At 64.1% G+C, this 25241-nt stretch carries 18 protein-coding genes; 10 read left to right on the forward strand and 8 right to left on the reverse strand.

Going from position 1 to position 25241, the window contains the following annotated elements; genetic code table 11:
* Positions 1-14 precede the first annotated feature (14 nt).
* Together FJ867_RS14285 and FJ867_RS14290 are read left to right on the forward strand one after the other, a co-directional pair.
* A complete protein-coding gene (locus FJ867_RS14285; protein WP_140496708.1) occupies positions 15-1028 on the forward strand; it encodes a type II secretion system F family protein in 1014 nt (337 codons plus the stop codon).
* A gap of 9 nt (positions 1029-1037) precedes the next feature.
* The gene (locus tag FJ867_RS14290) at positions 1038-2054 is read left to right on the forward strand and encodes a type II secretion system F family protein (protein WP_140496706.1); all 1017 of its coding nucleotides are present in this window, start codon (positions 1038-1040) and stop codon (positions 2052-2054) included.
* Positions 2055-2136: 82 nt separating this feature from the next.
* On the opposite strand, the gene FJ867_RS14295 is transcribed toward FJ867_RS14290, so the two are convergent.
* On the reverse strand, positions 2137-2958 hold the full coding sequence (locus FJ867_RS14295; RefSeq protein ID WP_140523904.1) for a tetratricopeptide repeat protein: 822 nt from the start codon (positions 2956-2958) through the stop codon (positions 2137-2139).
* 130 nt (positions 2959-3088) lie between these two features.
* Here FJ867_RS14295 and FJ867_RS14300 point away from each other — a divergent pair, with 130 nt between their 5' ends.
* The 5 genes from FJ867_RS14300 to pdeM all read left to right on the forward strand — a co-directional run bounded on the left by FJ867_RS14300 (position 3089) and on the right by pdeM (position 9116).
* Positions 3089-4453, forward strand: coding sequence for a leucyl aminopeptidase family protein (locus tag FJ867_RS14300; protein ID WP_140658055.1), 1365 nt, complete (start codon positions 3089-3091; stop codon positions 4451-4453).
* A gap of 77 nt (positions 4454-4530) precedes the next feature.
* Positions 4531-4881, forward strand: coding sequence for a MarR family winged helix-turn-helix transcriptional regulator (locus FJ867_RS14305; RefSeq protein ID WP_140513216.1), 351 nt, complete (start codon positions 4531-4533; stop codon positions 4879-4881).
* Between the two features lie 19 nt (positions 4882-4900).
* A complete protein-coding gene (locus FJ867_RS14310; RefSeq protein WP_140557611.1) occupies positions 4901-5770 on the forward strand; it encodes an NlpC/P60 family protein in 870 nt (289 codons plus the stop codon).
* A gap of 98 nt (positions 5771-5868) precedes the next feature.
* On the forward strand, positions 5869-8403 hold the full coding sequence (locus tag FJ867_RS14315) for a ligase-associated DNA damage response DEXH box helicase (RefSeq protein ID WP_140817689.1): 2535 nt from the start codon (positions 5869-5871) through the stop codon (positions 8401-8403).
* Positions 8400-9116 carry a ligase-associated DNA damage response endonuclease PdeM gene (pdeM, locus tag FJ867_RS14320; RefSeq protein ID WP_140496693.1) on the forward strand — a complete coding sequence of 239 codons (717 nt, stop codon included), beginning with the start codon at positions 8400-8402 and terminating at the stop codon, positions 9114-9116. The genes FJ867_RS14315 and pdeM overlap by 4 nt, the downstream gene beginning before the upstream one ends.
* A 5-nt stretch (positions 9117-9121) precedes the next feature.
* On the opposite strand, the gene FJ867_RS14325 is transcribed toward pdeM, so the two are convergent.
* From FJ867_RS14325 to FJ867_RS14335, 3 genes are read right to left on the reverse strand one after another with little or no spacing between them, the layout of a single operon-like run.
* Positions 9122-10057, reverse strand: coding sequence for a DmsC/YnfH family molybdoenzyme membrane anchor subunit (locus FJ867_RS14325; RefSeq protein WP_140817691.1), 936 nt, complete (start codon positions 10055-10057; stop codon positions 9122-9124).
* Between the two features lie 5 nt (positions 10058-10062).
* Complete coding sequence (locus FJ867_RS14330) at positions 10063-10797, reverse strand: 4Fe-4S dicluster domain-containing protein (protein WP_140817693.1); 735 nt, start codon at positions 10795-10797, stop codon at positions 10063-10065.
* Entirely contained in the window at positions 10794-13724 is a 2931-nt protein-coding gene (locus FJ867_RS14335; protein ID WP_140817695.1) for a molybdopterin oxidoreductase family protein, read from the reverse strand. The genes FJ867_RS14330 and FJ867_RS14335 overlap by 4 nt, the downstream gene beginning before the upstream one ends.
* Before the next feature lie 277 nt (positions 13725-14001).
* Here FJ867_RS14335 and FJ867_RS14340 point away from each other — a divergent pair, with 277 nt between their 5' ends.
* Positions 14002-14904 carry a LysR substrate-binding domain-containing protein gene (locus FJ867_RS14340; RefSeq protein ID WP_140663928.1) on the forward strand — a complete coding sequence of 301 codons (903 nt, stop codon included), beginning with the start codon at positions 14002-14004 and terminating at the stop codon, positions 14902-14904.
* Between the two features lie 12 nt (positions 14905-14916).
* Here FJ867_RS14340 and FJ867_RS14345 read toward each other — a convergent pair whose 3' ends face one another.
* The 4 genes from FJ867_RS14345 to FJ867_RS14360 form a co-directional block, all read right to left on the reverse strand.
* Positions 14917-16173 (reverse strand): Hsp70 family protein, encoded by a 1257-nt coding sequence (locus FJ867_RS14345; RefSeq protein ID WP_140513226.1) that lies wholly within the window; start codon positions 16171-16173, stop codon positions 14917-14919.
* Positions 16174-16352: 179 nt separating this feature from the next.
* The gene (locus tag FJ867_RS14350) at positions 16353-17141 is read right to left on the reverse strand and encodes a TIGR02186 family protein (protein WP_140496681.1); all 789 of its coding nucleotides are present in this window, start codon (positions 17139-17141) and stop codon (positions 16353-16355) included.
* Positions 17141-18064: a sulfite exporter TauE/SafE family protein gene (locus tag FJ867_RS14355; RefSeq protein WP_140496679.1), complete on the reverse strand. Its 924-nt coding sequence runs from the start codon at positions 18062-18064 to the stop codon at positions 17141-17143. Before FJ867_RS14355 ends, FJ867_RS14350 begins: the two co-directional genes overlap by 1 nt.
* Positions 18065-18256: 192 nt before the next feature.
* Complete coding sequence (locus FJ867_RS14360; protein ID WP_140817697.1) at positions 18257-22267, reverse strand: peptidoglycan-binding protein; 4011 nt, start codon at positions 22265-22267, stop codon at positions 18257-18259.
* A gap of 446 nt (positions 22268-22713) precedes the next feature.
* Here FJ867_RS14360 and FJ867_RS14365 point away from each other — a divergent pair, with 446 nt between their 5' ends.
* Complete coding sequence (locus FJ867_RS14365; RefSeq protein ID WP_140497287.1) at positions 22714-23175, forward strand: MerR family DNA-binding transcriptional regulator; 462 nt, start codon at positions 22714-22716, stop codon at positions 23173-23175.
* 262 nt (positions 23176-23437) lie between these two features.
* Positions 23438-25228 carry an acyl-CoA dehydrogenase gene (locus tag FJ867_RS14370; protein WP_140817699.1) on the forward strand — a complete coding sequence of 597 codons (1791 nt, stop codon included), beginning with the start codon at positions 23438-23440 and terminating at the stop codon, positions 25226-25228.
* Positions 25229-25241: the final 13 nt, after the last annotated feature.

Genomic DNA, 25241 nt, shown 5'->3' on the forward strand with positions numbered 1-25241 from the left:
AAGGGTTCTGATCGATGTTTGGAATTGACGGCACCGTATTGGCGTTTGTCGTGCTCGCCGGCTTCAGCGCCGGCGCGGTCGCCTATGCATTCCTGTTCACCCGGATCAGCAACGAAAAGCAGGCCGGTAAGCGGCTGGAAACGATCAAGACCGCGGAGACGGATCGCTCCGTCGTCAAGGCCTCGCGCGATCGCGTGGCGGAGGCGGCCAAAAGACGCAAGTCGGTCCAGGATTCCTTGAAGGAACTCGACGAGAAGCAGAAATCCAAGGACAGCGCGGTCAAGAAACCGCCGCTGAAGGCCCAACTGCGCCAAGCCGGCCTGAAGGTTTCCATCGAACGCTTCTATATCTATTCCGCCATTTGCGGCCTTGCCCTGACGATCATCGCCTTCGTGGTGGGGGCGCCGCTTTTTGTTTTGCCTGGCGTGCTGCTGGCCGGTGCGCTCGGCCTGCCGCGCTGGTTCGTCTCATTTCGCCGCGCGCGGCGGGTCAAGGCATTCCTCAACGAATTTCCCAACGCGCTCGACATCATCGTGCGCGCGGTCAAATCCGGCCTGCCGCTGAACGATGCGGTGCGCCTGATCGCCAATGAATCTCCCGAGCCCGTCAAGGCCGAGTTTCGCCGCATCGTCGATTCGCAGCAGATGGGCCTGTCGATCCCGGATGCCACCTTGCGCATGCCCGAAACCATGCCATGCACCGAGGCGAGCTTTTTCGGCATCGTCATTCAGATCCAGTCGCAGGCCGGCGGCAATCTCTCCGAGGCGCTGGGCAATCTTTCGCGCGTGCTTCGCGACCGCAAGAAGATGAAGGCCAAGGTCCAGGCGCTGTCGATGGAAGCCAAGGCGTCCGCCGCCATCATCGGCGCGCTGCCTTTCATCGTCGCGTTTCTCGTCTATCTCTCCAGCCCCAACTACCTGATGCCGCTGTTCACCACGAGCATCGGTAACCTGATCCTGGGGGTTTCGGCCGTCTGGATGTCGATCGGCATCTTCGTGATGCGCAAGATGATGAACTTCGAAGTCTAGGGCCGCGGCATGACCGAACAAGTCGTCAAATCACTGACGGATCCCGGCCTCCTGATCGCGCTGCTGGTCGGCATTGCCGTGTTCGCGACGGTCTTCACCTTGCTGCCGGCATTTGGCGGAAACCAGCTCAAGGCGCGCATGAAGTCGGTCGCGCTGGAACGCGACGAATTGCGCGCCAAGCAGCGCGCGCGGCTTGCAAGCGAGGCGGATCGCCGCCGCAAGGGCCTGCGCGAAGAACAGTCGATCGGCATGCGCAACATCGTCGACAGGCTCGACCTGCGGCGCGCCCTCGCCGACGAGGGTACCTTGCAGAAGCTCAAGGTTGCCGGTTTCCGTGGACAGAACCCGCTGACGCGGTTTCTCTTCTTCCGCCTCGTGCTTCCGTTTGTCGGCTTCGCACTGGGCGTGATCTACATATTCGTGCTCGGAGGACTGCCGCAGCAGCCATTGTTCATCCGGCTGTTCGTCTGCGTCCTCGTTGCCTATGGCGGCTTCTACGCACCGGTCGTCTATGTCAACAACCGCGCCACCAAGCGCAAGCAATCGATCCAGATGGCATGGCCGGACGCGCTTGACCTGATGCTGATCTGCGTCGAGTCTGGCATGTCGGTGGAAGCGGCGTTGCGCAAGGTCGCCGACGAGATCGGCGCCCAATCGGTGGCCCTTGCGGAAGAATTCATCCTGACGAACGCCGAGCTCTCTTATCTGCAGGAGCGCAAGCAGGCCTATGAGAATCTCGCCAGCCGCACCGGCCTGGAATCCGTCAAGTCGGTGTCGCAGGCACTCGTCCAGGCCGAGCGTTACGGCACCCCTGTGGCGCATGCGTTGCGCGTGCTCGCGGGTGAAAGCCGGGACCAACGCATGAACGCTGCCGAGAAGAAGGCCGCCGCCTTGCCGCCCAAGCTCACCGTGCCGATGATCCTGTTTTTCCTGCCGGTGCTGTTCGCCATCATCCTCGGCCCTGCCGGCATCCAGGTCAGCCAGCGCGGCATCTTCGGCCAGGCGCACGAAACCAGCAGCCAGTAGGTGAATCTGACCGATCCAAAGAAAAACCGCGCGGCTGACGCAGCGCGGTTCTCTTATGCAGGGTTCGGTGGCCGCGTGCCGCTCAGTTGGTTGCGGCTTTCGCCTTGTCCTGATCCTTGAGCTGGCTCCAGGCATTTTGCTGAGCCAGCATCTGCCTGAGATAAGCGACATTGGCCTGCGCCTGTTCGGGTGACAGCTCCTGCGAGGCGATCTTCTCGGCTTCGTCGAAGCGGCCCTGCAGGCCGACGACCAGCGCCAGGTTCTGGCGCACGCGGCTGTCGGCATTCGGCTGCTGTGCGGCCGAGCGCATATAGGTTTCGGCGGTGCGCAGGTCGCCTCCCAGCACATAGGACATGCCAAGGTTGGAAAGCACCGAAGGTTCGTTCGGCTTGAGCTCCAGCGCCTTGCGGTAGAGCTGGCGCGCGTCGTCCTTCTGGCTGAGCTGGTCGAGAATGGCCGCTTCCGCCGACACCAGCCTCCAGTCGGGATATTCCGGCGTCTGCGCCCGGCGCACGGCATCAAGCGCCGCCTCGAACTGGCCGTTGGCGGCCAGCGCCTTGCCGTAGGCGGCAAGCACGTCGCGATCCTTGGGATAGGCGATCGCCAGCTTGCGCATCACGGCAAGCGACTGGTCGGCATCGCCATCCATCTGCAGCGCCGCGGCGAAGTTGGTCGCTATCCGCTTATCGTTGGGATTCCTGGAATAGGACTGGCCAAGCGCTGCCGTCGCATTGTGCAATTCTCCCGCCGACATCGTCTCCAGCGGCTTGCCGCTGGTGCGTCCGATCGAGCCTGTGCTGATCTTGTCGGTTCCGCAGCCGGCAACGCCTGCGGCCAGCGCGAGCATGAAGGCCGTGGTGATGAGCCGCTTTCCGCTGGCGTTCATCGTGCGGTTCGTCGACATCGGCACCCTGGGCCTCCATTCATGCGCGTGGCCATTGCGTGGCCATCTTCCCTCTCGAAGAAATATTCTGTTAACCCTAACGGACAGTTAAGAAGCGCCGAATCGACGGACGTCGGCAGGAGAACATCGAATGTCAGTGGAACTGGTCGAGAACAAGCTGAACAACCCGCTTCCTGTCCATCTAGTGGCTAAGGACGGTCTGGAGACGGCCGGTCTGACGTCATCAGCCGTGGCGTGGGCCAGGGCCAACGGCTTCTCCGGCGAAGCGGGCAGGACGCTCATCGTGCCTGCGGAAAACGGCGCGCTCGGCGGTGCCTTGTTCGGCATTGGCGACGGCGAGGGCGCGCTGGCCGTCGGCGCGCTGGCGAAAAGCCTGGCGGAGGGCGACTGGCATTTCGCCTCCGCGCCGGCCGAGCCGGAGCTGGCGGCGATCGCGCTGGCCCTCGGCGGCTATGTCTTTACCCGCTATGGCAAGAAACCGGGCAAGGCGCTGCGCTTCGAATTGCCGGCCGGCGTAGAGGCAAAACGCGTTCGCCGCATCGTCGAAGGCGTCTTCCTGACGCGCGATCTTGTCAACACGCCGACCAGCGACATGGGGCCGGACGAGCTGGAGAAGGCGGTTCGAGCCCTGGCCGAAATTCACAAGGCCGAGGTGTCGGTCATCAAGGGCGACGATCTCATCAAGCAGAATTTCCCGATGATCCATGCCGTCGGCCGGGCTTCGTCCAGCGCACCGCGTCTTATCGGCATGGGCTGGGGGCCAAGGAGCGCGCCGAAAGTGACGTTGGTCGGCAAGGGCGTCTGTTTCGACACTGGCGGCCTCGATATCAAGCCGTCGTCCGGCATGCTGTTGATGAAGAAGGACATGGGGGGCGCCGCCAATGTGCTGGGTCTGGCCTCGATGATCATGGCCTCCGGATTGAACGTGCGGCTGCGCGTGCTGATCCCGGCCGTCGAGAATTCGATCGCCGGCAACGCCTTCAGGCCTGGCGACGTGTTGGCGAGCCGCAAGGGCATGTCAGTCGAGATTGGCAACACCGATGCCGAGGGAAGACTGGTTCTGGGTGATGCGCTGGCGCTGGCCGACGAGGAGGAGCCGCAATTGCTTGTCGACATGGCGACGCTCACCGGGGCTGCTCGTGTCGCGCTAGGTCCGGACCTGCCGCCCTTCTACACCGGCGACGAGGCACTAGCCTCGGAACTGACGACAGCCTCGCTGGCGGTCGAGGATCCGCTGTGGCGCATGCCGCTGTGGCGGCCCTATGATGCGAAGCTATCGTCGAAGATCGCCGACATCAACAATGTCACCACCGATGGGTTCGCCGGTTCCATCACCGCGGCGCTGTTTCTCAAGCGCTTTGTCGAGAAGACGCCAAGCTGGGCGCATTTCGACATATTCGCCTGGAACCCCGCCGATCGTCCGCACGGACCTGCCGGCGGCGAGGCGCAAGGCATCCGGGCACTGGAGCGCGTCATCTCGAAGCGTTTTGGCTGAGGTGGCGGCGACTTTCAGGGCCGGCAGGTTGCCGAAACTGAAACGGAACCGAAACAATTTGCCGTCATTCTCGTGCGATGTCGATTTCGATGCGCCCGAGCCAGGCCTTGCGATTGTGGCAGCAAGTGATGCTGTCGCAGGTGCGCGACGACGCGCCCGACCTCACCATGCGCCAGACGGCTATCCTGTTCACCATCTATCTCGATCCGCCGCCGCACACGGTGCGCGGGCTGGCGGCCCGTCTCAACGTCACCAAACCGGTCATCACCCGCGCGTTGGATACAATGGGTGCGCTCAAACTGGTGTCGCGTCATCGCGACGAGCTCGACAAGCGCAACGTGCTGATCAAGCGCACGGTCGAAGGCGCCCTCTTTGTCGAGCGCTTCGGCGATGGTATCATCGCCAAGGCACAAGAGCTGCCCATCTGACGACCAGCCGCTTCAATGGATGACTGATTTGACCGCCAGGGATGCCCGCCTCCACGCCTTTCGGCCCGATCTTGCCGATGCGAGATTGAAAGGAGAGGTCGCTGCCGACCGCTTTGTCGCCGGCCGGCCGGCGCGGATTTCGATCCCAGTTGCCGATATCCGCAAGGCTCCGCGTCCAGACGCTGGTGTCAACACGCAAGCGCTATTCGGCGATGACGTGCTCGTTTTCGAGGACAGAGAGGGCTGGGCCTGGATCCAGGCCGAACGGGACGGTTATGTCGGCTATGTCGCCGACGCCATGTTGGGCGGGCGGGATCATGCGCTCACCCATATCGTCTCCGTGCCCCGAACTTTCCTCTATCCCGGCCCGGATCTGCGCCTTCCGATCGCGGGACAGCTGTCGATGGGGTCCACCGTCACGGTGACCGGGTCCGCCGAAACGCGCGGCACCCACTATGCCGTCCTGCCCTCCGGTGAGGCAATCATAGCGGGTCACCTGCGGCCGCTCAGTAATGTGGCCGCCGACTATGTTTCGGTGGCCGAGATGTTTCTCGGCACGCCCTATCTCTGGGGTGGTGTCTCCGGCTTCGGCATCGATTGCTCCGGCCTCGTGCAACTGGCGATGCGCATGGCCGGCGCCGATGTCCTGCGCGATTCCGACATGCAGGCGCAGAGCATCGGCGAGCCGCTGGATCCAGGCCCCGATTATTCCGGCCTGCGCCGCGGCGATCTCGTTTTCTGGAAAGGCCATGTCGCCATCATGACCGATGCCGAGACCATGATCCACGCCAACGGCCACACCATGTTGGTGTCGCGCGAAGGCCTGAAGGAAGCCGTCGCCCGCATCGGCTATCTCTACGGCGGGCCGACGGGGTTCCGGCGGCCCTAGCGCCAATCCTCCCTTCTCCCAGGGAGAGAAAAACTGCTCGATCACCTTTTGTTCCGATTGTTCTTGGCGTTAGCGCGCCGTCGCGCTAACTCTGACGCGTGACAGAGAAGCCGCGCCTTGCCGACCAGAATGCCGCCGTCATTCTGCCCGACCCATTCCTCAGATGGTTTGGCGAGAAGGGCTGGGCGCCGCGCGCGCACCAGATCGAATTGCTGGCGAGGGCTCAGGCAGGGCAGTCGGTACTGCTGATCGCACCGACCGGCGCCGGCAAGACGCTGGCCGGGTTCCTGCCTTCGCTGACCGAACTGGCCGTCAGGGCCAGGCGAAAACCGGGTCAGGCCCATCGCGGCATCCACACACTCTACATCTCGCCGCTGAAGGCGCTGGCTGTCGACATCGAGCGCAACCTTGGCAAGCCGGTGGAGGAGATCGGGCTCTCCCTCACCATCGAGACCCGCACCGGCGACACGCCGGCGCACAAACGCCAGCGGCAGAAGCTGGTGCCGCCCGACATCCTGCTCACCACGCCCGAGCAGCTTGCGCTGCTGATCGCGGCTCCCGATGCAAGGCGTTTCTTCGAAGACCTGCGCTATGTCGTGCTCGACGAGTTGCATTCGCTGGTGATTTCGAAGCGCGGTCATCTCCTAGCGCTTGGTCTGGCGCGGCTGCGCCAGTTCATGCCCGAGGTTCAGACCATCGGACTTTCCGCCACGGTGGCCGAACCGGACGAATTGCGCCGCTGGCTGGTCGGCCAGAATCCACCCGGCGATATGGCCGAACTGATCGTCGTTACCGGCGGCGCAAAGCCCGAAATATCCATCCTTGACTCGGAAGAGCGCGTGCCCTGGGCCGGACATTCGGCCCGCTACGCGACGCCCGAGATCTACCGCGAGATCAAGCGCCACAAGACGACCCTGCTGTTCGTCAATACGCGCAGCCAGGCGGAGTTGCTGTTCCAGGAATTGTGGCGCGTCAACGAAGATACCTTGCCGATCGCGCTGCATCACGGATCGCTCGATGTCGCGCAGCGGCGGCGGGTCGAGAAGGCGATGGGCGACAATGCGCTGCGCGCCATCGTCGCCACCTCGACGCTCGACCTCGGCATCGACTGGGGCGACGTCGACCTCGTCGTGCATGTCGGCGCACCGAAAGGAGCGAGCCGGCTGGCACAGCGCATCGGCCGCGCCAACCACCGCATGGACGAACCGTCCAAAGCCATCCTCATCCCGGCCAACCGCTTCGAGGTGCTCGAATGCCGGGCAGCGCTGGACGCCAACTATCTCGGCGCGCAGGATACGCCTCCACTGGTCGATGGCGGGCTCGACGTGCTGGCGCAACATGTCCTTGGCTGCGCCTGCGGCGCACCGTTCCGCGCGGATGATCTTTACGAGGAGGTGCGGTCGGCGGCCCCCTATGCCGGCCTCGATCGGCCGACATTCGACCGCGTCGTCGATTTCGTCGCCACGGGTGGCTACGCCTTGAAGAGCTATGAGCGATACGCCCGCATCCGCCTCAACAAGGAGGGATTGTGGCGGGTATCCAATCCGCGCGTGGCCCAGCAATACAGGCTGAACGTCGGCACTATCATCGAGGTGCCGGCGCTCAACGTGCGTTATGTCCAGGCCGGCAGCAAGGGTTCCGTGTCGCGCGGCGGCAGGGTTTTAGGCAAGATCGAGGAGGCTTTCCTCGAGACGCTGACGCATGGCGACACCTTCATGTTCGCCGGCAAAGTTCTTCGCTTCGAAGGCATTCGCGAGAATGAGTGCTTCGTCTCGAACGCGCCCGGCAGCGATGCGAAGGTGCCTTACTATGGCGGCGGCAAGTTCCCGCTTTCGACCTATCTCGCCGAACAGGTCCGCGCCATGCTGGACGATCCGCAGCGGTGGAAGAAACTGCCCGAGCAGGTGGCCGACTGGCTGCGCTTCCAGGTCGACAAATCGGTGCTGCCCAAACGCGATGACCTGCTGATCGAGACCTTTCCGCGCGGCAACCGCCACTATCTGGTCGCCTACCCCTTCGAGGGCAGGCTGGCCCACCAGACGCTCGGCATGCTGCTTACCCGCCGTCTGGACAGGACGGGCGCCAGGCCGCTTGGCTTCGTCGCCACCGACTATGCCTTGGCCATTTGGTCGCTGGGCGACATGGGGGCGATGTTCAAAGCCGGAAAACCCTCGCTCGGCGCGCTTTTCGATGAGGACATGCTTGGCGACGATCTCGAGGCCTGGCTGGCAGACAGCTGGCTTCTCAAGCGCACTTTTCGCAATTGCGCGCTGATTTCAGGGCTGATCGAAAAGCGTCATCCCGGCAAGGAGAAGAGTGGCCGTCAGGTGACTGTCTCGACAGACCTTATTTATGACGTCCTGCGCAGCCATGAGCCGGATCACATATTGCTCCAGGCGACGCGCGCGGACGCGGCGGCGGGCCTGCTCGATGTCAGCAGACTTGCGGACATGCTCTCGCGCATTCAAGGTCGAATCATGCATAAGAACCTCGAACAGATATCGCCGCTCGCCGTGCCGATCATGCTCGAGATCGGCAAGATGCCGGTGCACGGCGAAGCCGATGAAACGCTGCTGATGGATGCGGCCACGCTGGTTGAGGAAGCCATGGGGCCGGAGATGGCTGAGGAATGAATTTTTCGCTGGCGCGTGCATCGTTGATCGCCGACGCCGATCTGGTCGGCATCGCCGGCGAACGTGCGGTCTGCGATCCGCGCGGCGTGCTCTACTTTCCCGAGCTCAAGCTTCTGGCCGTTTCCGATCTGCATCTGGAAAAAGGCTCATCGCTGGCAAGGCGCGGCATGCTGCTCCCGCCCTATGACACCGGCGCGACCTTGCTGCGATTGCAGGCCGTCATCTCAGACTACCAGCCGGCAATCGTCATCAGCCTGGGCGATTCCTTCCATGATGGCGGCGGCGCCGAGCGCATGCATCGAAGTTTCCGCGAACGGCTGGAGGCGCTGATGGCGGGCCGCGACTGGTTCTGGGTGGCCGGCAACCATGACCCGGAGGCGCCGGCCGACCTGCCGGGCGATACGGTGCGCGAACTCGCCATCGGCTCGTTGCTGTTCCGGCACGAGCCGTCGAAGCTGCGCGTCGAGGGCGAGATATCGGGCCATCTCCATCCCTGCGCCCGCATCGTCCAGCAGGGCCGTTCGGTGCGGCGGCGCTGCTTCGCCGGCGATGGCGGCCGCATGATCATGCCCGCCTTCGGCGCCTATACCGGCTCACTCAACGTGCTCGACCGCGCCTATGCCGGCCTGTTCCGCCTGGAATCGCTGATGGCGTATATGCTCGGCACGGACCGCATCTTTGCGATTTCAGGCTCGATGCTGCGACCCGGCTGAAGCCGCTATTTCCCGTAGTAGAGAGTGACCGTGTGCTTCGCTTCGGCGAAGAACAGCCAACGTTCGACCAGCATGCCGACAAACTGTGCGACCGCGGCGAACACCGATGCGAGCGCCGCGAAAGGTGACGGCAAGGCGAAGGCCGTAATCAGCAGCAAGGCGGGCAGCGCGAAACCCAGGAGCTGGGTGATCCGCCGCAGCTTTGCGCTGTGCTTGCGCGCGATGCGAAAACCCATTTCCTTGAGCAAATAATTTTCCTCGGTATGCGGCCATTCCAGCGATCTAACCGTCCCCCCGGCAAGCCCGGTTGCGGTGTTGGCGTTGGTGGGGATTTCAAATTGGTCGTTGTACCGCCAGGTCGCAAGCTTCCAGGCCCAACCGAGCAGGGTCAGCAGTACGCAGGCTGCCAGAAGCATTTTGGAACCGACGGCAAAGCCTTGGCATAGCGCGGCCAGAAGCACACTGCCGCTCATCGCCGAGAAAATGAGATAGCCGGGCAAGGTGTAAGGGCTGTGCCACTGAGCGATGGGTTTCAGCGAGGCATAGATCATGCCGGTCATGCAGACGGTGATGACGGCGCCAATCGTTGCCAGAAGTCCGGCGGCGGCGACCCAGCCATCGGTGCGGCCAAGAATGACCCAGCCAATGCCGAACAGTCCGGCCGGGACGAAGGTGGCGACCGAGGCGACGCCTTCGCGCGACAGCCAGGAACTGCGCCATTGCGAGAGCGCACGCCAGGCGCGTTCGGGGCGGCCGAGATGTCCGGTCGAGGACAACAGGCCGGCGGTGATCAGCCCGAGCGCCAGTCCCATGCCGATGAAGCCCAGCCAGAAATCGGGTGCGATGACGCCAAGTGGCGCCAGCACGCCGAGCAGCGCCAGCAGGCCGTAGCCGGCGCCGGTGGCGGTGGTGAAGAAGACGACGGAGAAGGCTGGATGCATGGTGGTCAGTTCGAGAGCATGCGGTCGACCCAGCCGAGGAAACCACCCTCGGCCCTCACCGGCTCCAGGGTTGGCGCAGAAATCTTTGCGGCGCGTTCGGTATGCGCGCGCGGCGGCAGGTATTTGTTGGTCGGGCGATAACCGAGTTCCGGCATCAGGTCGACACCGCCACGCTCCTCAACCAGTTGCGACACCGCCGAGGCGGGGTCGCCGAGATCGCCGAAATGCCGTGCGCTGGTCGGACAGGCCGCGACGCAGGCCGGCACGCGGTCCTCCTCGGCCAGATTGTCATTGTAGATGCGGTCGACGCAGAGCGTGCATTTCTTCATCACGCCGACATCGGTGTCGAATTCGCGCGCGCCATAGGGGCAGGCCCAACTGCATAGCTTGCAGCCGATGCACTTGTCCTCATCGACCAGCACGATGCCGTCCGAGGCTCGTTTGTAGGAAGCGCCGGTCGGACACACAATGACGCAGGCCGGCGTCTCGCAATGCAGGCACGAGCGCGGGAAGTTCACCGTGCGGCCGCCCATCGCGGTGGTGTGCTCGTAGCTGTGCACGCGATTGAACCAGACGCCGTCGACATGGCCGCCATAGGGGTCGATGTCGGTCAGCGGCGCCATGTGGCCGCCGGTGTTCCATTCCTTGCAGGCGGTGACGCAGGCCTGACAACCGACGCAGGTGTCGAGGTCTATGACCAGGCCTAGTTTTTTGCCCGTGTGGGCGGGGACGCAGGTCATTTGGCGGCTTCCCTGTTCATGCGGAATTCGGCGCCAAAGCGAAGTGTGTCCGGCGATGGCTGGAATTGCGGCGGCTGGTGGAAACGCTCGAATTGCGGCTCGGTGAAACCGGCTTCCTCCGCCGCGCATTTGACGATGCGCACCTTGAGATCGAACCATGCCGCCTGGCCGGTCACCGGATCGGAATTCGAATACCGCCTGCCGTTGGTGTCTGCCGCGGTCTGGTCGCCGATGATGTGGTTGAGCAGGAAGCCGCGATTGCTCTCGGCGGCATCGTCCTTCAGCCCCCAGCTGCCGCGCCTTTTGCCGATGGCGTTCCAGGTCCAGACCGTGCTTTCGTTCACGCCCTCGACCAGCTTGATCTGTCCCTTGACCTTGCCATTGATGCTTTCGATCCACACCCAGTCGTCGTCGGCAAGGCCGAGACCTGCGGCGGTCCTCTCATGCACGAACAGCCGGTTTTGGCTGGTAATCTGCCTCAGCCACGCATTCTGCGAACCCCAGGAATGGTACATGTGCATCGGCCGCTGCGTCAGCGCATGCAACGGATATTTCTGCTGGTCGACGGCCGCTTCCTCGAACGGCACGTACCAGAAGGGTAGCGGGTCCATGTAGGTCTCGATGCGCTGGCGTTCGCTCTCGGGCGGCACGGCCCGACCATGGCCGCGCGCGGCAAGACGAAAGCGCTGCAAGGGTTCGGAATAGAGCTGGAAGACGACTGGTTCGGCCTTCGGGATGAAGCCCATCTGCACCGCGAAATCGAGATAGGACCGGTTGGCCATCTTGTAGTAGCGCTGGTCCTCAGCGAAATCGCGGTGCCAGAAGCCGCCATTGTCGATGTAGCGCTGCAACTGGTCCGGGTTTGGCTCGCCCTTGCCGGTCGAATTGCCGTCCTTGCCGCGCCAGCCGGCAAGCGGGCCGATACCGGGCGTGCGCTCGTGATTGATGATGTAGTCGGCATAGTCGGCATATTTGGCCGCCCCGTCTTCTCTGACGAAACCCGGCAGGCCGAGGCGCGCGCCGAGCTCGATCAGCACCGATTGGAACGGGCGCACGTCCCGGTCCGGCTTGACCACGGGATGGCGTATAGCATCGCCCGGTCCGTCGGCATGGCTGATCGGCCGGTCGAGCAGGCTGATGCAGTCGTGCCGTTCGAGATAGGTTGTGTCGGGCAGCACGAGGTCAGCGAACGGCACGGTCTCGGAATAATAGGCGTCGGAATAGATGATGAAAGGGATCTTGTAATTGCCCGCCTCGTCGCGGTCGGTCAGCATACGAATCGTCTCGACGGTGTTCATCGAGGAATTCCAGGCCATGTTCGACATGTACATCATCAGTGTGTCGATCTTGTATGGATCGCCGGCCCAGGCGTTACGGATGGCGGTGTGCATCAAGCCGTGCGCAGCGAGCGGCGCCTCCCAGGAATAGGCCTTGTCTATGCGGATCGGCACCCCTGCCTCATCGACCAGAAGGTCGTCAGGCCCGCAGACGAAGCCGAGCGGAATGCCGTCCAGTGGCGTCATCGGCCGGACGCTCTTGCCGGCAGGCTTCGGTCCTGGCGGCGCGCAACGCGGATAAGGCGGTTTGAAGCGGAAGCCGCCCGGGACGTCCACCGTACCGAGCAGCACCTGCAGAAGATGAATGGCTCGGCAAGAATGAAAACCGTTGGAATGGGCTGAGATGCCGCGCATCGCGTGCATCGACACAGGCCGTCCCCTAATCGTCTCGTGGCGGCGGCCGGCCCAGTCGGTCCACGCCACCGGCAGTTCGATCGTCTGCTCAAAGGCGACATGAGCGAGCTCGGCGGCGATCCTGCGGATCGTATCGGCGGCAATGCCGCAGCGCTCCGCGACCGCATCGGGCGAATAGCTCTCATTGAGGTATCGATCGGCGATCAGCTGGAACACCGGAACGCAGCGACGACCGTCGACGGTGAAGCTGCCGGTCAATGCCGGTTTGGCGCTGGCGTCGGTGGCGCGGACAGGCACCTTCGCCACCCTGTCCCAGGCGAGCAGGTTGCCGGCGCTGTCGCGGACAAACAGCCCGTCATTGGCCGCACCCGGATCCTGGATGACGAGCACATGGGCGTTGGTGTAGCGCAGGAGATAGTCGAGATCGACGCGGCCTGCCTTCAAGAGCTCGTGGATGAGGGCGAACACGAACAGGCCGTCGGTGCCCGGCCGGATGCCGATCCAGTCGTCGGCGATGGCGTTGTAGCCAGTGCGACATGGGTTGATCGACACCACCTTGGCGCCGCGCGCCTTCAGCTTGCCGAGGCCGATCTTGATCGGGTTGGAATCATGGTCCTCGGCGACGCCGAAAAGCATGAAATACCGGGTATTGTCCCAGTCGGGTTCGCCGAACTCCCAGAACGAGCCGCCGATCGTATAAAGCCCGCCTGCGGCCATGTTCACCGAACAGAAACCGCCATGCGCGGCGAAGTTCGGCGTGCCGAACTGGCTTGCCCACCAGCCGGTCAGGGATTGCGATTGGTCGCGGCCGGTAAAGAAGGCGAGTTTCTTCGGGTCGCTGCGGCGGATGGACGAAAGCCGCTCCGCGGCGATCGTCAGCGCTTCTTCCCACTCGATCTCGCGGAATTCTCCCGAGCCGCGCGAGCCGGTGCGCAGCAGCGGCTTTTTCAGCCGGGCAGGGCTGTAATGCTGCATGATGCCGGAGCTGCCCTTACCGCAGATCACGCCGCGATTGACCGGATGATCCTTGTTGCCGTTGATGTAGCGGACCTTGCCGTCCTTGATGTGCACGTCGATGCCGCAGCGGCAGGCGCACATATAGCATGTGGTCTTGGCGATGCGGTCGGAGATGGCGGGCGAGGTGTCGACGCCATCGTTCTCGTCGGGTGCGTTCGTGTCGGCGAGCGGGCGTTGGGACGGGGCGGAATTCGCGCCGCGCAGAGATCCTTGGGTCATGATCCCCGAGCGCTTCTGCGGTTCGCGGCTTTGGCCCTGGTTTTCGGCCCGGGACCGCGCATGTAATGCTCTTCCGGATGATAGCGATCGCCGGCCAGCCGCCGCCGCAGGCCGCGGGTCCAGTGCGCGAACAGGGACTTGAACCGCCCGATCATTTCATTCTCTGTCAATCGGTAGCGAATTTTTTCTAACTTCGATTGAAAACTTAGAATAAAGCTATCAACCCGTCTAATCAGTTGTTCTTGTAAATTCGATCGATATTGGTTCTTAATGCCTTATGACACTTGACCAGTTGCGGATATTTGTCGCCGTCGCCGAGCGCGGCCACATGACCAAGGCGGCGGAGCTGCTGGGCATCTCCCAATCGGCCGCGTCGGCTGCCATCCGCGCGCTTGAGGAACAGCATGGCGTCCATCTGTTCAACCGCGTCGGCCGCAACATCGAGCTTGCCCAGACCGGTCACCGGTTCCTGCCAGAAGCCAAGGCCGTACTGGAACGAGCCGCCGCCGCACGCAATGTGCTGGAACATGTCTCGCAGACGGTTGCCGGCAGCCTCTCCATCGCCGCCAGCCTGACGATCGCCAGCTATTGGCTGCCGCGCCGGCTGGCGTCCTTCCACGAAGCCTATCCTGCGGTCAGGCTGAGCGTCAGCATCGGCAACACCAGGCAGGTCGAAGCCAGCGTGCTGGATGGAACCGCCGATCTCGGCCTGGTCGAGGGGCGCACCGAGTCTGACATATTGCGCCGCGCCAAGGTCGATATCGACCGGTTGATGCTGGTGGTTGCCGGTTCTCATCCCGAGATCGCCGAAATCGCGCCGGGCCGCCCCGACATAAAAGGGCTGCGCTGGATCATCCGCGAGGGCGGTTCCGGCACGCGGGAGGTGCTGGAGGATCTGGCGCGCCGCGAAGGGATTTCGCTTGACGACCTGCAGATATTTCTGGTGCTGCCGAGCAACGAGGCGGTTCGCCAGGCGGTCGAGGCCGGTGCCGGCGCCACCATCATTTCGGAGCTCGTCGTTGGACGCGCCGTTGCTGAAGGCAGCCTGCGGTCCGTGCCGCTCGAACTGCCGAAACGCGACTTCGCCATGATTATACATCGCGACCGCCAGGCAAGCCTGGCCCAGATGGCGCTCAAGGCGCATTTGGGGGCCGACGAGAAGGCGTCCGCGCGTTCGTGAATTGTCCGGATATCAGCCGAACTTGCGCTGCGCGTCCAGCGAAAGGCCAAGTCCGACCGAGCCGAACATATCGCCCTCGATGACCGAAGCCTGAGGCATCAGCGACAGGATTTTTTGTCTCGCCAGCGGGATCGCGGTGGATCCTCCGGTCAGGAACACGGCGGTGATGTCGGACGACTTGACCCCGGCGTCGCCGATGGTCTGGCCGACCGTGGCGGCAACGCGCTCGATGTCCCTGGCGATCGTGGCGTCCAGCGCCTTTCGGGTGATCTCGGCGGCGAACTGGACTTCCGGCAGCCTCACCTCGACATCGGCCGAGACCTTGTCGGTCAGCTCGATCTTGGCCCTTTCGACAAGAGCGGCCAGCGCGTGCCCGTACCGGTGCTCGACGATATGGATGAAGCGGTCGACGAGATCGGCGCGCTCGGCCTCGTAGCGGATCTGGCGAAGATGCGTCATCGCCTTGGCCGTGTAGACCAGGTTGATGCGTTGCCATGTGGCAAGATCGATGAAGTAGCTGGCCGGCAGGTTGCGCTTGCCGTCCTTGGTCGGGCTGAGGTAGCCGAGTTCCGGCATCACATGCGCGATGCTGAGCAATCGGTCGAAGTCGGTGCCGCCGATATGGATGCCGCGGCTGGCCAGGATATCGTCCTTGCGGTCAAGCGAGCGGGCACGCTGCGGCGAGACCCTTACGATCGAGAAGTCCGACGTGCCGCCACCCATGTCGATGATCAGCGCCAGTTCCTCGCGCGTCACCTTCTGCTCGTAGTCGAGGGCCGCCGCGATCGGTTCGAACTGGAAGGCGATATGCTTGAAGCCCTGGGCGCGGGCGGCTCCTTCGAGCTCGCTTTGTGCCCTGGCATCGGCCTCGGCGTCGTCGTCGACGAACTGCACCGGCCGGCCGAGTACCACGCTCTCGACGGCGCCGCCGGCATCGTCCTCCAGTCTTTTTCGCAGATGGCCGAGGAACAGGCCGACGATCTCCATGAAGCCGATCGATCGCGCCTTGATGCGCGTCTTTTCCTGCGCGAGCGCGCTGCCGAGCACGCTCTTCAGCGAGCGCATCAGCCGACCTTCGACGCTGTCGGTGTAATTGGCGATTGCGTGGCGGCCGAAACAGGTACGGTTGTCCTCGAAGTTGAAGAACACGGCGCTTGGCAGCGTGACCTCGCCGCCTTCCAGCGCGACGAGGTGCGGCTGGCCGCTCCTGACCACGCCCACGGTGGAGTTGGAAGTGCCAAAATCGATGCCGGCGAATGCTGGTCGCATCGCAGCCTCCTGTCATCTCTGCTAAAGCAGCGGTTCGGCGCCGTCTGTGAAGCGTGCGCTCTCTGTCGTCCGGGGTGATCGGACCGCTCTGCCGAATTGAATTGTGCGTGTTGCCCGGTAGACCGGGAGGTGGCGGTCTATAGCATGATCCGGGAAAGGAAAACCCCTTTGTAGCCGCTTTAGTCCTTGCGGAAGATCAACCTTCCGAGCCAGCCCGTCACCATGGCCAGCGATATGGCGAAGACGCCGTAGAGGAAGGAATAGTCGTGGGCGACACGGAAGATCGACTGTTCGAAACCGGATTTGCGGATCTCGAGCTGGGCCGAGCTCTCCTTGATGAACAGGCCGCTCTTGAACAGGAACGCGCGCGCCTTGTGGGTGCCGACCGGAACGTTCGGCGCCAGCCGCACCGTGGCGCGGAACAGGTTCTGTGACAGGAACTGCACGCCGCCGACATTCTCGCTGTAGAGACCGGTCGCGGCCTTGCGTTCGCGCAACGCCGCGGTGAATTCCTCGATCGTGGCCGGGCTGTCGCCGGCATCGGCCGGCTGCATGTAGAGATTGGAGGCGCCGAGCGACAATTGCCTGTAGCTGTTCGGCTCGGTGATGTCCTGCAACGGCCGCGTCGTCGCCACCGAATAGGACACCGGCACGTTTTCGAAGGTCTCGGATTCCAGGTTGACCCAGACGCCGAGCACCCGGTCCTTGCGGCGCACCACCACCGGCTTGGGTGGACCTTCGAGCACGACGATGATGTCGTAGCGGCCTTGGCGCGCCACCAGCGGATCAGGATTTTCCAGCGAGCCGAAAATGGTCAGGTCGGCCCCGGAAAAGCCGGCGGTGATCGAGACTTTGTCGGTGGAAAGGCCGATCTGGATGCTTTCGGTCGGCGGCGTCTGCGCCTTCGCGGGTGCGGCGGCGATCAATGACAGAAGAGCGGCGGTTGCGAGCGCTTTCAGGCCATTCATCAGTTGAAGCCCGCGCCGGACAGCGAATAAAGATTGGGCGGCGTGACGAAGAGGTCGATGGCAAGCCTTATCGCCACCGCCAGCACCAGCATCGCCAGCAGCGCTCTCAACTGCTCGCCGCGCAGCCGCTGGCCGGCCTTGGCGCCATATTGCGCGCCGGCGACACCACCGGCCATCAAAAGAAAGGCCAGCATCACGTCGACCGTCTGATTGGTGGTGGCGTGGACCAGAGTGGTGTAGGCCGAGGTAAAGATGATCTGGAACAGCGAGGTGCCGATGACGACGTTGGTCGGCACTTTCAGGAGATAGATCAGAGCCGGCACCATGATGAAGCCGCCGCCGACACCCATGATAGACGACAGGAAGCCGATGGCCGCGCCCAGCCCAAGCACGGGGATGACGCTGACAAACAGCTTCGAGGCCCTGAATCGCATCTTCAGCGGCAGGCGGTGGATCCAGTTGTGCTGGCCGGATTTCTTCAGCACCGGTGCCGCGCCGCTGCGCGTGGCGCGCAGCGCATTGATGCTTTCGACCAGCATCAGCCCGCCGACGGTGCCCAGAAGCACGACATAGAGCAGCGAGATGAACAGGTCGAGCTGTCCCAGCCTGCGCAGGAAAGCGAAGACGTAGATGCCGCCGGTGGAACCGACGATGCCGCCGGCAAGCAGCACCCCGCCGAGCTTGAAGTCGAGCGTGCCGCGCTTCATATGCGACAGCGCGCCGGAGAAGGATGAGGCGATGACCTGGTTGGCGCCGGTCGCCACCGCGATTGCCGGTGGGATGTTGTAGAAGATCAGGAGCGGCGTGATGAGAAAACCGCCGCCGACACCGAACATGCCCGACAGAAAGCCCACCGCAGCGCCCATGGCCAGCAGCACGAAGACGTTGACGGAAATTTCCGCAATCGGGAGATAGATGCCCACCCGTCGGTCTCGATCAGTTTGCCAGTCGGCGAATACCGCCGTTGCGGATAGTATCGCACCGAAAAGCCAATTTTTCCTTGCGCCGAAGCGGCGGCCGGGTCAAACCCCGCCGCCGCGCCGAAACAAAAAACATCTCAAGCAGTTAACAGGCAAATGTGTGGCAGGGGCGTCGCGGATACGACGCTCCTGCCGCTATTTGCGCGCCAGCAACGCCTTGACCAGCTTTTCGTCGACCGCACCGGTCGCAGGCAGCTTGTTGTCGGTCTGGAACGCGACGATCGCGTTCTTGGTCTTCGCGCCCATCACGCCGTCGGCGCCGCCGGCGTCGTAGCCGTTCTTGTTGAGGATGAGCTGGATGTTCTTGACCGCCTTCTTCATATCGATGCTGGCCGTGGTCTGCGGTGTGCCATCTTGCCAGGATTCGGGAATGTCGGCCGAATTGGCGGCCTGATCGAGCGGCTTGGCCTTCCACAGTTCGGTGGCGGCGCGGGCGCGCTCGAGTTGCTCGGGACGCAGCGCGTTGGCGATCTCGTCGCGCTTGGCGGCAGCGTCCTTGTCGCCGGTCTTGGCGACGAGCGCGAACCATTTGTAGGACTCCTCCAGGTTCTGCTTCATGCCGACGCCCTTGGCGGCGAGGATGCCGAGATTGAACTGGCTGTCCTTCACGCCGAGATCGGCGGCCTCCTGGAACCAGTGCGCGGCCGATTCATTGTCGGTCACGCCGTCCGCGGCCATGGCGAACAGCACTGCCAGATTGTGCATTGCGCTGGCGTTGCCCTGCTCGGCGGCGAGCTGGTACCAGGTCTTCGACTTCTTGATGTCGCGCGGGACGCCGATGCCCTTCTCGTAGAAATTGCCGATGCGATACTCGGCCGGAGCGAAGCCGAGTTCCGCGGACTTTTCATACCATTTGGCCGCGGCCGCCATGTCTTCCTTGACGCCGCGCGCCTCGGAATAGCGCGAGCCGATCTCGAACAGCGCCTTGGCGTCGCCGGTGGCTGCGGCGTCGCGCAGGGCGACCGGGCCTGCATCGGCGGGAATGTCGAATTTGGCCGGGGCCGCGGGAGCGCCGGCGGGCACGACGGCGCCGGTGCTGTCATTGGCCATGGCCGGTGCAGCCACTGTCGGTTGGATACCGCTGTCCGCATCCGTCGTTTGCGTTCCGCCGGCAGCAGCGGAAGGTGCCGGAGAAGAAGGAGCCGCTGGACCGGCGGAAATGGGTTCTGCCGAAGCCATCGCGTCGGAGCCTGCCGCACCCGCGCCGGCAGGCATGACGGGAGCCATCGCCGTCGGAGCCCGCTCCGCCGTCGGGCCGGCGTTCGTCGGCCCATCGCCGTCCGACGGCATGGCGAGCGCGGTCTGCGCCACCATGTCGTCCTTGACCGCCGGAGCGGAGGGCTCGGCCTGCCTGACCTCACGGGCCGGTTCGCTGTTCGCCGCCGCCAACTGGGTTTCCGGCTTGGGCGGGCTCGCGGCGTCGACGGATGCGGTTTGCAGCGGCTGCGAGGCAACGGCCGGCGCGTCATTGCTTGCCACCTGGGCGGGATCGGCGAGGAACGCCTTGCCAAGCTGCAAGCCGGCAAGCGCCAGCATGATCGCGGCGGCCGCCATCAAAATCGGCTTGCGCCGCGCCTTGAGCAGGTCGCCGATCCTGAGCGCCTTCACCGGTCCCTTCATCGTCGACTGGCGCTTCAAGGCGTCGGCCTCGGCGGCGGCGGCCTGCGCCGCGCGGCGAGCCGCCGCGATGAAGTCCGATTTTGCGGCATCGCTGTCGCTGAGCTTCGCCGGTTGCCCGCGCTCGTCGCGCACGCGCTTCATGATGGCGTTGAGGTCGGGCGCGCCGGAGCCGGGCTCCAGTGGCCGATTGGCCATTTTCGGGTCGAGCGGCTCGTCGAGATCGACGCTCGGGATTTCCGGACCCGGCATCGAGCCCGCCAGCGGCGGAACGTCTGCTTCCTTCTTGCCCTTGAACGCGCGCGCCAAGCCGCCCAGCATCGATTTGCGGCGGCCGGTCGGCTCGCCCTTCCCGGCGATCGGATCGGAACCAAGCGCGGCCATGGCGGCGGCGGCCGCCGCCTCCGCGGGCGAGCGCGCACCCGGCCCGCGTGGCGAAGCGGGCTGGCTGCGCATGATCGCGGCGGCGCGGCCGTCGAGATCGGCCATGTTCCCTGTCAGCGGCATGGGCTCGTCGATATCCATCGACGGAGCGTCCACGGCCATCTTGTCGGCTCGCGCACGGCGCTTGCCGATCGCTTCGTCCGGGCGTGCATCCAGGAGCTCGCTCATCGCCTCGGACGGTTCGCCTGGCTCCAGCGAACCCAGCCTGTCGACGATCTTGAGCAGCGTGTCGTGGATGGCCTCGAACGTTCTCGAGTTACGCTCGTCGGAACGGCGTGTCAGCGTCTCGAGCGTCTTCAGGTCCTGGGCAAGGCCGGAAACCGCCGACGTGTCGGCGCCCGAGCCGGCCAGCGAGCGCACCGCGTTCTCGGCCGCCTCGCGCGCCGCGCCAAGGATGGAGTCGCGCGTTCCCGCCAGCGCCTTCTCGATTTCATTGAGGCGTGGGCTGATGTCCTCGAACTCCGGCAGCGGTGCGCTGGGCCTGGACAGGTGGGCGGACAGGCTGGCGACTTGCGCCTCCAGGCTGCGGATCAGCGCCGGATCGATGCCGGCCACTTGCGCGGCGGACGAGTCCAGGCGGCTCGAAATGTCTTCGAGCCGGCTTTCCAGGCCACGGATCGCGGCTTCGCCGGCGGGGTCGGGAATGCGTGTTTCCATGCGCTTGGCGAGGGCCGTGAAGCGGGCATCGATGGCTTCCATGATGCCGGCGCCGTCGACTTGCGGCATGCGCTGGTCGAGCCGGTCGGCGACCTCGTCCAGTCGGCGCTCAAGGTCGCGGAACAGCATGTTGCCCTGTTCGATGGCGTCGCCCTGGCGCCGTTCCATCATCGACGACAGCACGTCGAAGCGTTGCTCAAGCCCGTGGAAGATATAGTCGGCGTCGGGCATGGCCGGCGCCCGGTCGATCTTGTCGGCGATGAGCGCGATCTGCTTGGCCAGCCGTTCCATCGCCTGCTCGGGCAGGGCGGCGCGGCCGGCGAGTTCGTCGACCCGGCTCGACAGCGTGTTCAGCCGGTCGACGACGGCGTTGCCGGGGTGGTCCTGCGCCACTTCCTCGATCTGCCGGGCGAGCGAATCGATCCGTTTCTCGATGCGCTCGAAGGCTTCATGGTCGAGCGTATTGGCCTGTGCCGCGACGGTCGAGGCGACGATGGCGCGGGAGATCTCGTCCAGCCGCTCGTCGATCATGGCCAGCGTGCTGCCGCCGCGATTGTCCTGCTGGCTGGCGAAATGATCCACGGCGCTGGCCAGCGTGCGGACCTTTTCCTCCAGCGAGCGCAGGGATAGCGATTCCGGCAGGTTGTTGACGGCGTTGCTGATCTGCTCCAGCCGATCGGTCAGGCCCGAAATGGCGGGGTCCGGTGAGCGGTTGCGCTGGTCGGCGTCGACGCGGTCCTCGAAGGCTGTCCAGCGACGATCGAAATCGTCCCAGCGGCGGTCGACCTTCTGCACGCTCTCCTCGCGCGCCAGCGTGTCGAGCGCGGCTTTGACCTGTTCGAGTTCGAGCCGCAGCATGTTGACGCTTCTGTCGTCGCTTTTTTCCGACAGCGTCTTGATGGCGCCGGAAAGCCGCTCGAATTCGAGGCCAAGTTCGGCGCTGCCCTTGCCCGAAGCGCCTGACTTGGCGTTTGCCAGCAGGGCGCGGTCGATGTCCTTGCGCAGCGCCTCGAATTCGCTCTGCAGCCCGGCAGTCATCTGGTGGCGCAATTCCTCGCGCATGCCGCGCAGCTCGCCGGCTATCTTGCCGACCATGGCAACGCTGTCTTCCTGACCGCGGATGCGGTCGATATCGCGGGCAAGGTTCTGGTAGTTCTGGCCGACGGCCGGCGCCGGCATCGGCGCCTGCGGATGCGGCGCGGGCTGCGGATCCTGGTACCAGCGCGGCTGAGCCGAAGGCTGTGCTGCGGGATAGCGCGGTTCGGCGCCATATTGGCGGGGATCGGGACGTGCCATCGTATCCTCGCGCGTCCTCTCCAGCCGCTGTTCCAGCGTCTCCAGCGAGCGGTTCAACTGCTCGAGCGTGGTCTGAGGCCTGCGCTGCCTGCCGGCGTTGAGTGTGTCGAGGTAGGACCGCTTGCTGTTCATCGGTGCGTCCGTCTTTCAGATTGGCCGGTTTGCGACCAGCTCCCCAAATCCTCGCCGGAACGAAGGCGACCGCACCACGGTGGAAGACAAGCTTCCCGGGGTTCACCCGCGCTCCGAAAAACCGTGAAAAAATCGATACAGGATAAACACGGGTAGCCGACATGCGCACAATTCGCCCAACGTGGTAAACAACGCGTTAACCAAGCTTAAGAAGTTGCGACGAAGTTCACGGTGAACCGGCCGCTGCGGCATAAAGCGCCGCCCGCACAACGCCCTTGCGTCATGAGAGGGCTATCGGTATAGAATTGACGTAAACGTAAAAGGCGCATCAAGCGTGCTGTTTGCGATTTGTTTGTCGAAACCACGGCTGGAAGCACGCCCCCGCTTTCAGTCAGGCATCGCTTGGTCCAGGACCGCGACGCCACAGACGGGGAAAGCCAGTGACCATGAAGCTTATCTCGGCCGGCGAGACCGCGGCCAATACCAACACTATATCCGTCGACTCGGGCGAGGACCTCGTCCGCATCGGCGAAATGGCCAAGAAATATGGCGTGACGCTGCGCACGCTGCGTTTCTACGAAGACAAGGGCCTGCTCAACCCGCAGCGCGACGGTTCAACCCGCCTCTACACGCGCCGCGACAGGGTTCGGCTGAAACTGATCCTGCTCGGCCGCAAGGTCGGGTTCTCGTTGCGCGACGTCAAGCAGATGATGGATCTCTATGATCCCACCGGCTCCAACACCAAGCAGTTGCGGCTGGCATTGGACAAGTCGGAGAAGCAGCTTGCCCGCCTCCAGAAGCAGCGCACGCTCATCGATGACGCCATCAGCGAGTTGAGCACCTCCATGGCTGCCGTCCGGCAGATGCTGGTCGAGCGCTCGGCGCCGCAGGCGAGCGTCGCCGGCTGATTTGGGCCGCCGCCTTGCGGCGCAACATCCATGATCGAAAAAAGCCGTGTGGCGAGCGCCACGCGGCTTTTGTCATTAAGGGTTCCAACACATGTACTGCATCGCGTGCGGTTTGCTGCGGTGCAGGAGAAATTTTGTCGCATCGGCTGAATTGACGTTTACGCAAACGTCAATTTTTGTTATCTCCCGCTGAACACGGGTCCGCATGCCGCCTGACATGAATTCGGGGGTTTCGGATCAGGTCCGCAGGGTGGAGAAGAGCATGCCGATCTACAGGGCGCCGGTGCAGGATACGCTGTTCGTGCTCAACGAGGTGCTGGGCTACCAGCGCTATTCCAATCTCCCCGGCTTTTCTGATGCAACGCCCGACGTGCTGGAGGCGATCCTCGCCGAGGGCGCCAAGCTCGCGGAAAACGTAATGCATCCGCTCAACCGTGTCGGCGACATGGAAGGCTGTGTGCGCCATGACGATGGCTCGGTGACGACGCCGAGGGGCTTCAAGGAAGCCTTCGATCAGTATCGCGAGGGCGGCTGGATGGGGCTGGCGGCGCCCGTCGAGTTCGGCGGCCAGGGCCTGCCCTATGCCGTGCATACCGCCGTGGCCGAGTATATGGTGTCGGCCAATATGTCGCTGATGATGTATCCGGGCCTGACGCAGGGCGCGATCGCGGCGATCATCACCCATGGCACCGACGAGCAGAAAGCCAAATGGCTGCCGAAGATGGTCGAGGGCGCCTGGACCGGCACCATGAACCTGACCGAGCCGCATTGCGGTACCGATCTGGGCCTGCTGCGCACCAAGGCCGTGCCGAATGGCGACGGCACTTACAAGATCTCGGGCCAGAAGATATTCATCTCGGCCGGCGAGCACGACATGGCGGACAACATCGTCCACCTGGTGCTGGCCCGCATCGAGGGGGCGCCCGAAGGGGTGAAGGGCATCTCGCTGTTCATCGTGCCGAAGCTCAAGCTCGATGCTTCTGGCAATCCCGATGAGAGGAACACCGTCTCCTGCGGTTCCATCGAGGAAAAGATGGGCATCCACGGCAATTCGACCTGCGTCATGAATTATGACGAGGCGCAAGGCACGCTGCTGGGGGAGGCCAATGGCGGCCTCAAGGCGATGTTCACGATGATGAACGAGGCGCGGCTCGGCGTCGGCCTGCAGGGGCTGTCGCTGTCCGAGATTGCCTACCAGAACGCCGTCGCCTACGCCAAGGACCGCTTGCAGGGCCGCTCGCTGTCGGGGCCGAAGGCGCCGGACAAGAAGGCCGATCCTATCATCGTCCATCCCGACATCCGCCGTAGCCTGATGACCATGAGGGCCTTCAACGAGGCCGGCCGCGCGCTGGCGCTGTGGACGGCGATCAAGTCGGACATCGCCCATCGCTCCGCCGACGACAAGGACCGCCAGGCGGCCGACGACTACACCGGGCTGATGACGCCGGTGGTGAAGGGCGTGCTCACCGACAAGGGCTTCGATCATGCCGTGATGGCGCAGCAGGTGTTCGGCGGCCATGGCTACATCGAAGAGCACGGCATGAGCCAGTTCGTGCGCGATGCCCGCATCGCCATGATCTATGAAGGCGCCAACGGCATCCAGGCGCTCGATCTCGTCGGCCGCAAGCTGGGTCTGAACGGCGGCCGCGCGGTGCAGGCGTTCTTCAAGGAAGTCGGCGAGTTCTGTGAAGAGAACCGCGCCGACGAGAAGATGGCCCCCTTCACCAAGGCATTGAAGAAGAGCCTCAACGATCTTCAGGCGGCGACCATGTGGCTGCTGCAGAACGGCATGGCCAAGCCCGACAATGCCGGCGCCGCCTCGACCGACTACATGCATCTCTTCGGCCTCGTGGCGCTCGGCTATATGTGGGCGCAGATGGCCAGGGCCGCCCAAGGCAAGGCGGGCGCCAACGGCGCGTCGTCCTTCTACGACAACAAGCTGGTGACGGCGCGCTTCTTCATGGAGAGGATCATGCCGGAAACCGCGACGCGTCTCGCCCGCATCTCCAGTGGCGCCGATACGTTGATGGCACTGCCGGCGGAAGCGTTCTAGAAATGGTCCCTCT

Origin of the sequence: Mesorhizobium sp. B2-5-3 (assembly GCF_006441005.1) — a bacterium.
Lineage (GTDB): Bacteria > Pseudomonadota > Alphaproteobacteria > Rhizobiales > Rhizobiaceae > Mesorhizobium.

Excerpts from the sequence above, each read along its gene's own strand:
- FJ867_RS14285 (WP_140496708.1), top strand. The coding sequence starts at position 15 with ATGTTTGGAATTGACGGCACCGTATTGGCGTTTGTCGTGCTCGCCGGC.
- FJ867_RS14290 (WP_140496706.1), top strand. The coding sequence starts at position 1,038 with ATGACCGAACAAGTCGTCAAATCACTGACGGATCCCGGCCTCCTGATC.
- FJ867_RS14295 (WP_140523904.1), bottom strand. The coding sequence starts at position 2,958 with ATGTCGACGAACCGCACGATGAACGCCAGCGGAAAGCGGCTCATCACC.
- FJ867_RS14300 (WP_140658055.1), top strand. The coding sequence starts at position 3,089 with ATGTCAGTGGAACTGGTCGAGAACAAGCTGAACAACCCGCTTCCTGTC.
- FJ867_RS14305 (WP_140513216.1), top strand. The coding sequence starts at position 4,531 with ATGTCGATTTCGATGCGCCCGAGCCAGGCCTTGCGATTGTGGCAGCAA.
- FJ867_RS14310 (WP_140557611.1), top strand. The coding sequence starts at position 4,901 with ATGACTGATTTGACCGCCAGGGATGCCCGCCTCCACGCCTTTCGGCCC.
- pdeM (WP_140496693.1), top strand. The coding sequence starts at position 8,400 with ATGAATTTTTCGCTGGCGCGTGCATCGTTGATCGCCGACGCCGATCTG.
- FJ867_RS14325 (WP_140817691.1), bottom strand. The coding sequence starts at position 10,057 with ATGCATCCAGCCTTCTCCGTCGTCTTCTTCACCACCGCCACCGGCGCC.
- FJ867_RS14330 (WP_140817693.1), bottom strand. The coding sequence starts at position 10,797 with ATGACCTGCGTCCCCGCCCACACGGGCAAAAAACTAGGCCTGGTCATA.
- FJ867_RS14335 (WP_140817695.1), bottom strand. The coding sequence starts at position 13,724 with ATGACCCAAGGATCTCTGCGCGGCGCGAATTCCGCCCCGTCCCAACGC.
- FJ867_RS14340 (WP_140663928.1), top strand. The coding sequence starts at position 14,002 with ATGACACTTGACCAGTTGCGGATATTTGTCGCCGTCGCCGAGCGCGGC.
- FJ867_RS14345 (WP_140513226.1), bottom strand. The coding sequence starts at position 16,173 with ATGCGACCAGCATTCGCCGGCATCGATTTTGGCACTTCCAACTCCACC.
- FJ867_RS14350 (WP_140496681.1), bottom strand. The coding sequence starts at position 17,141 with ATGAATGGCCTGAAAGCGCTCGCAACCGCCGCTCTTCTGTCATTGATC.
- FJ867_RS14360 (WP_140817697.1), bottom strand. The coding sequence starts at position 22,267 with ATGAACAGCAAGCGGTCCTACCTCGACACACTCAACGCCGGCAGGCAG.
- FJ867_RS14365 (WP_140497287.1), top strand. The coding sequence starts at position 22,714 with ATGAAGCTTATCTCGGCCGGCGAGACCGCGGCCAATACCAACACTATA.
- FJ867_RS14370 (WP_140817699.1), top strand. The coding sequence starts at position 23,438 with ATGCCGATCTACAGGGCGCCGGTGCAGGATACGCTGTTCGTGCTCAAC.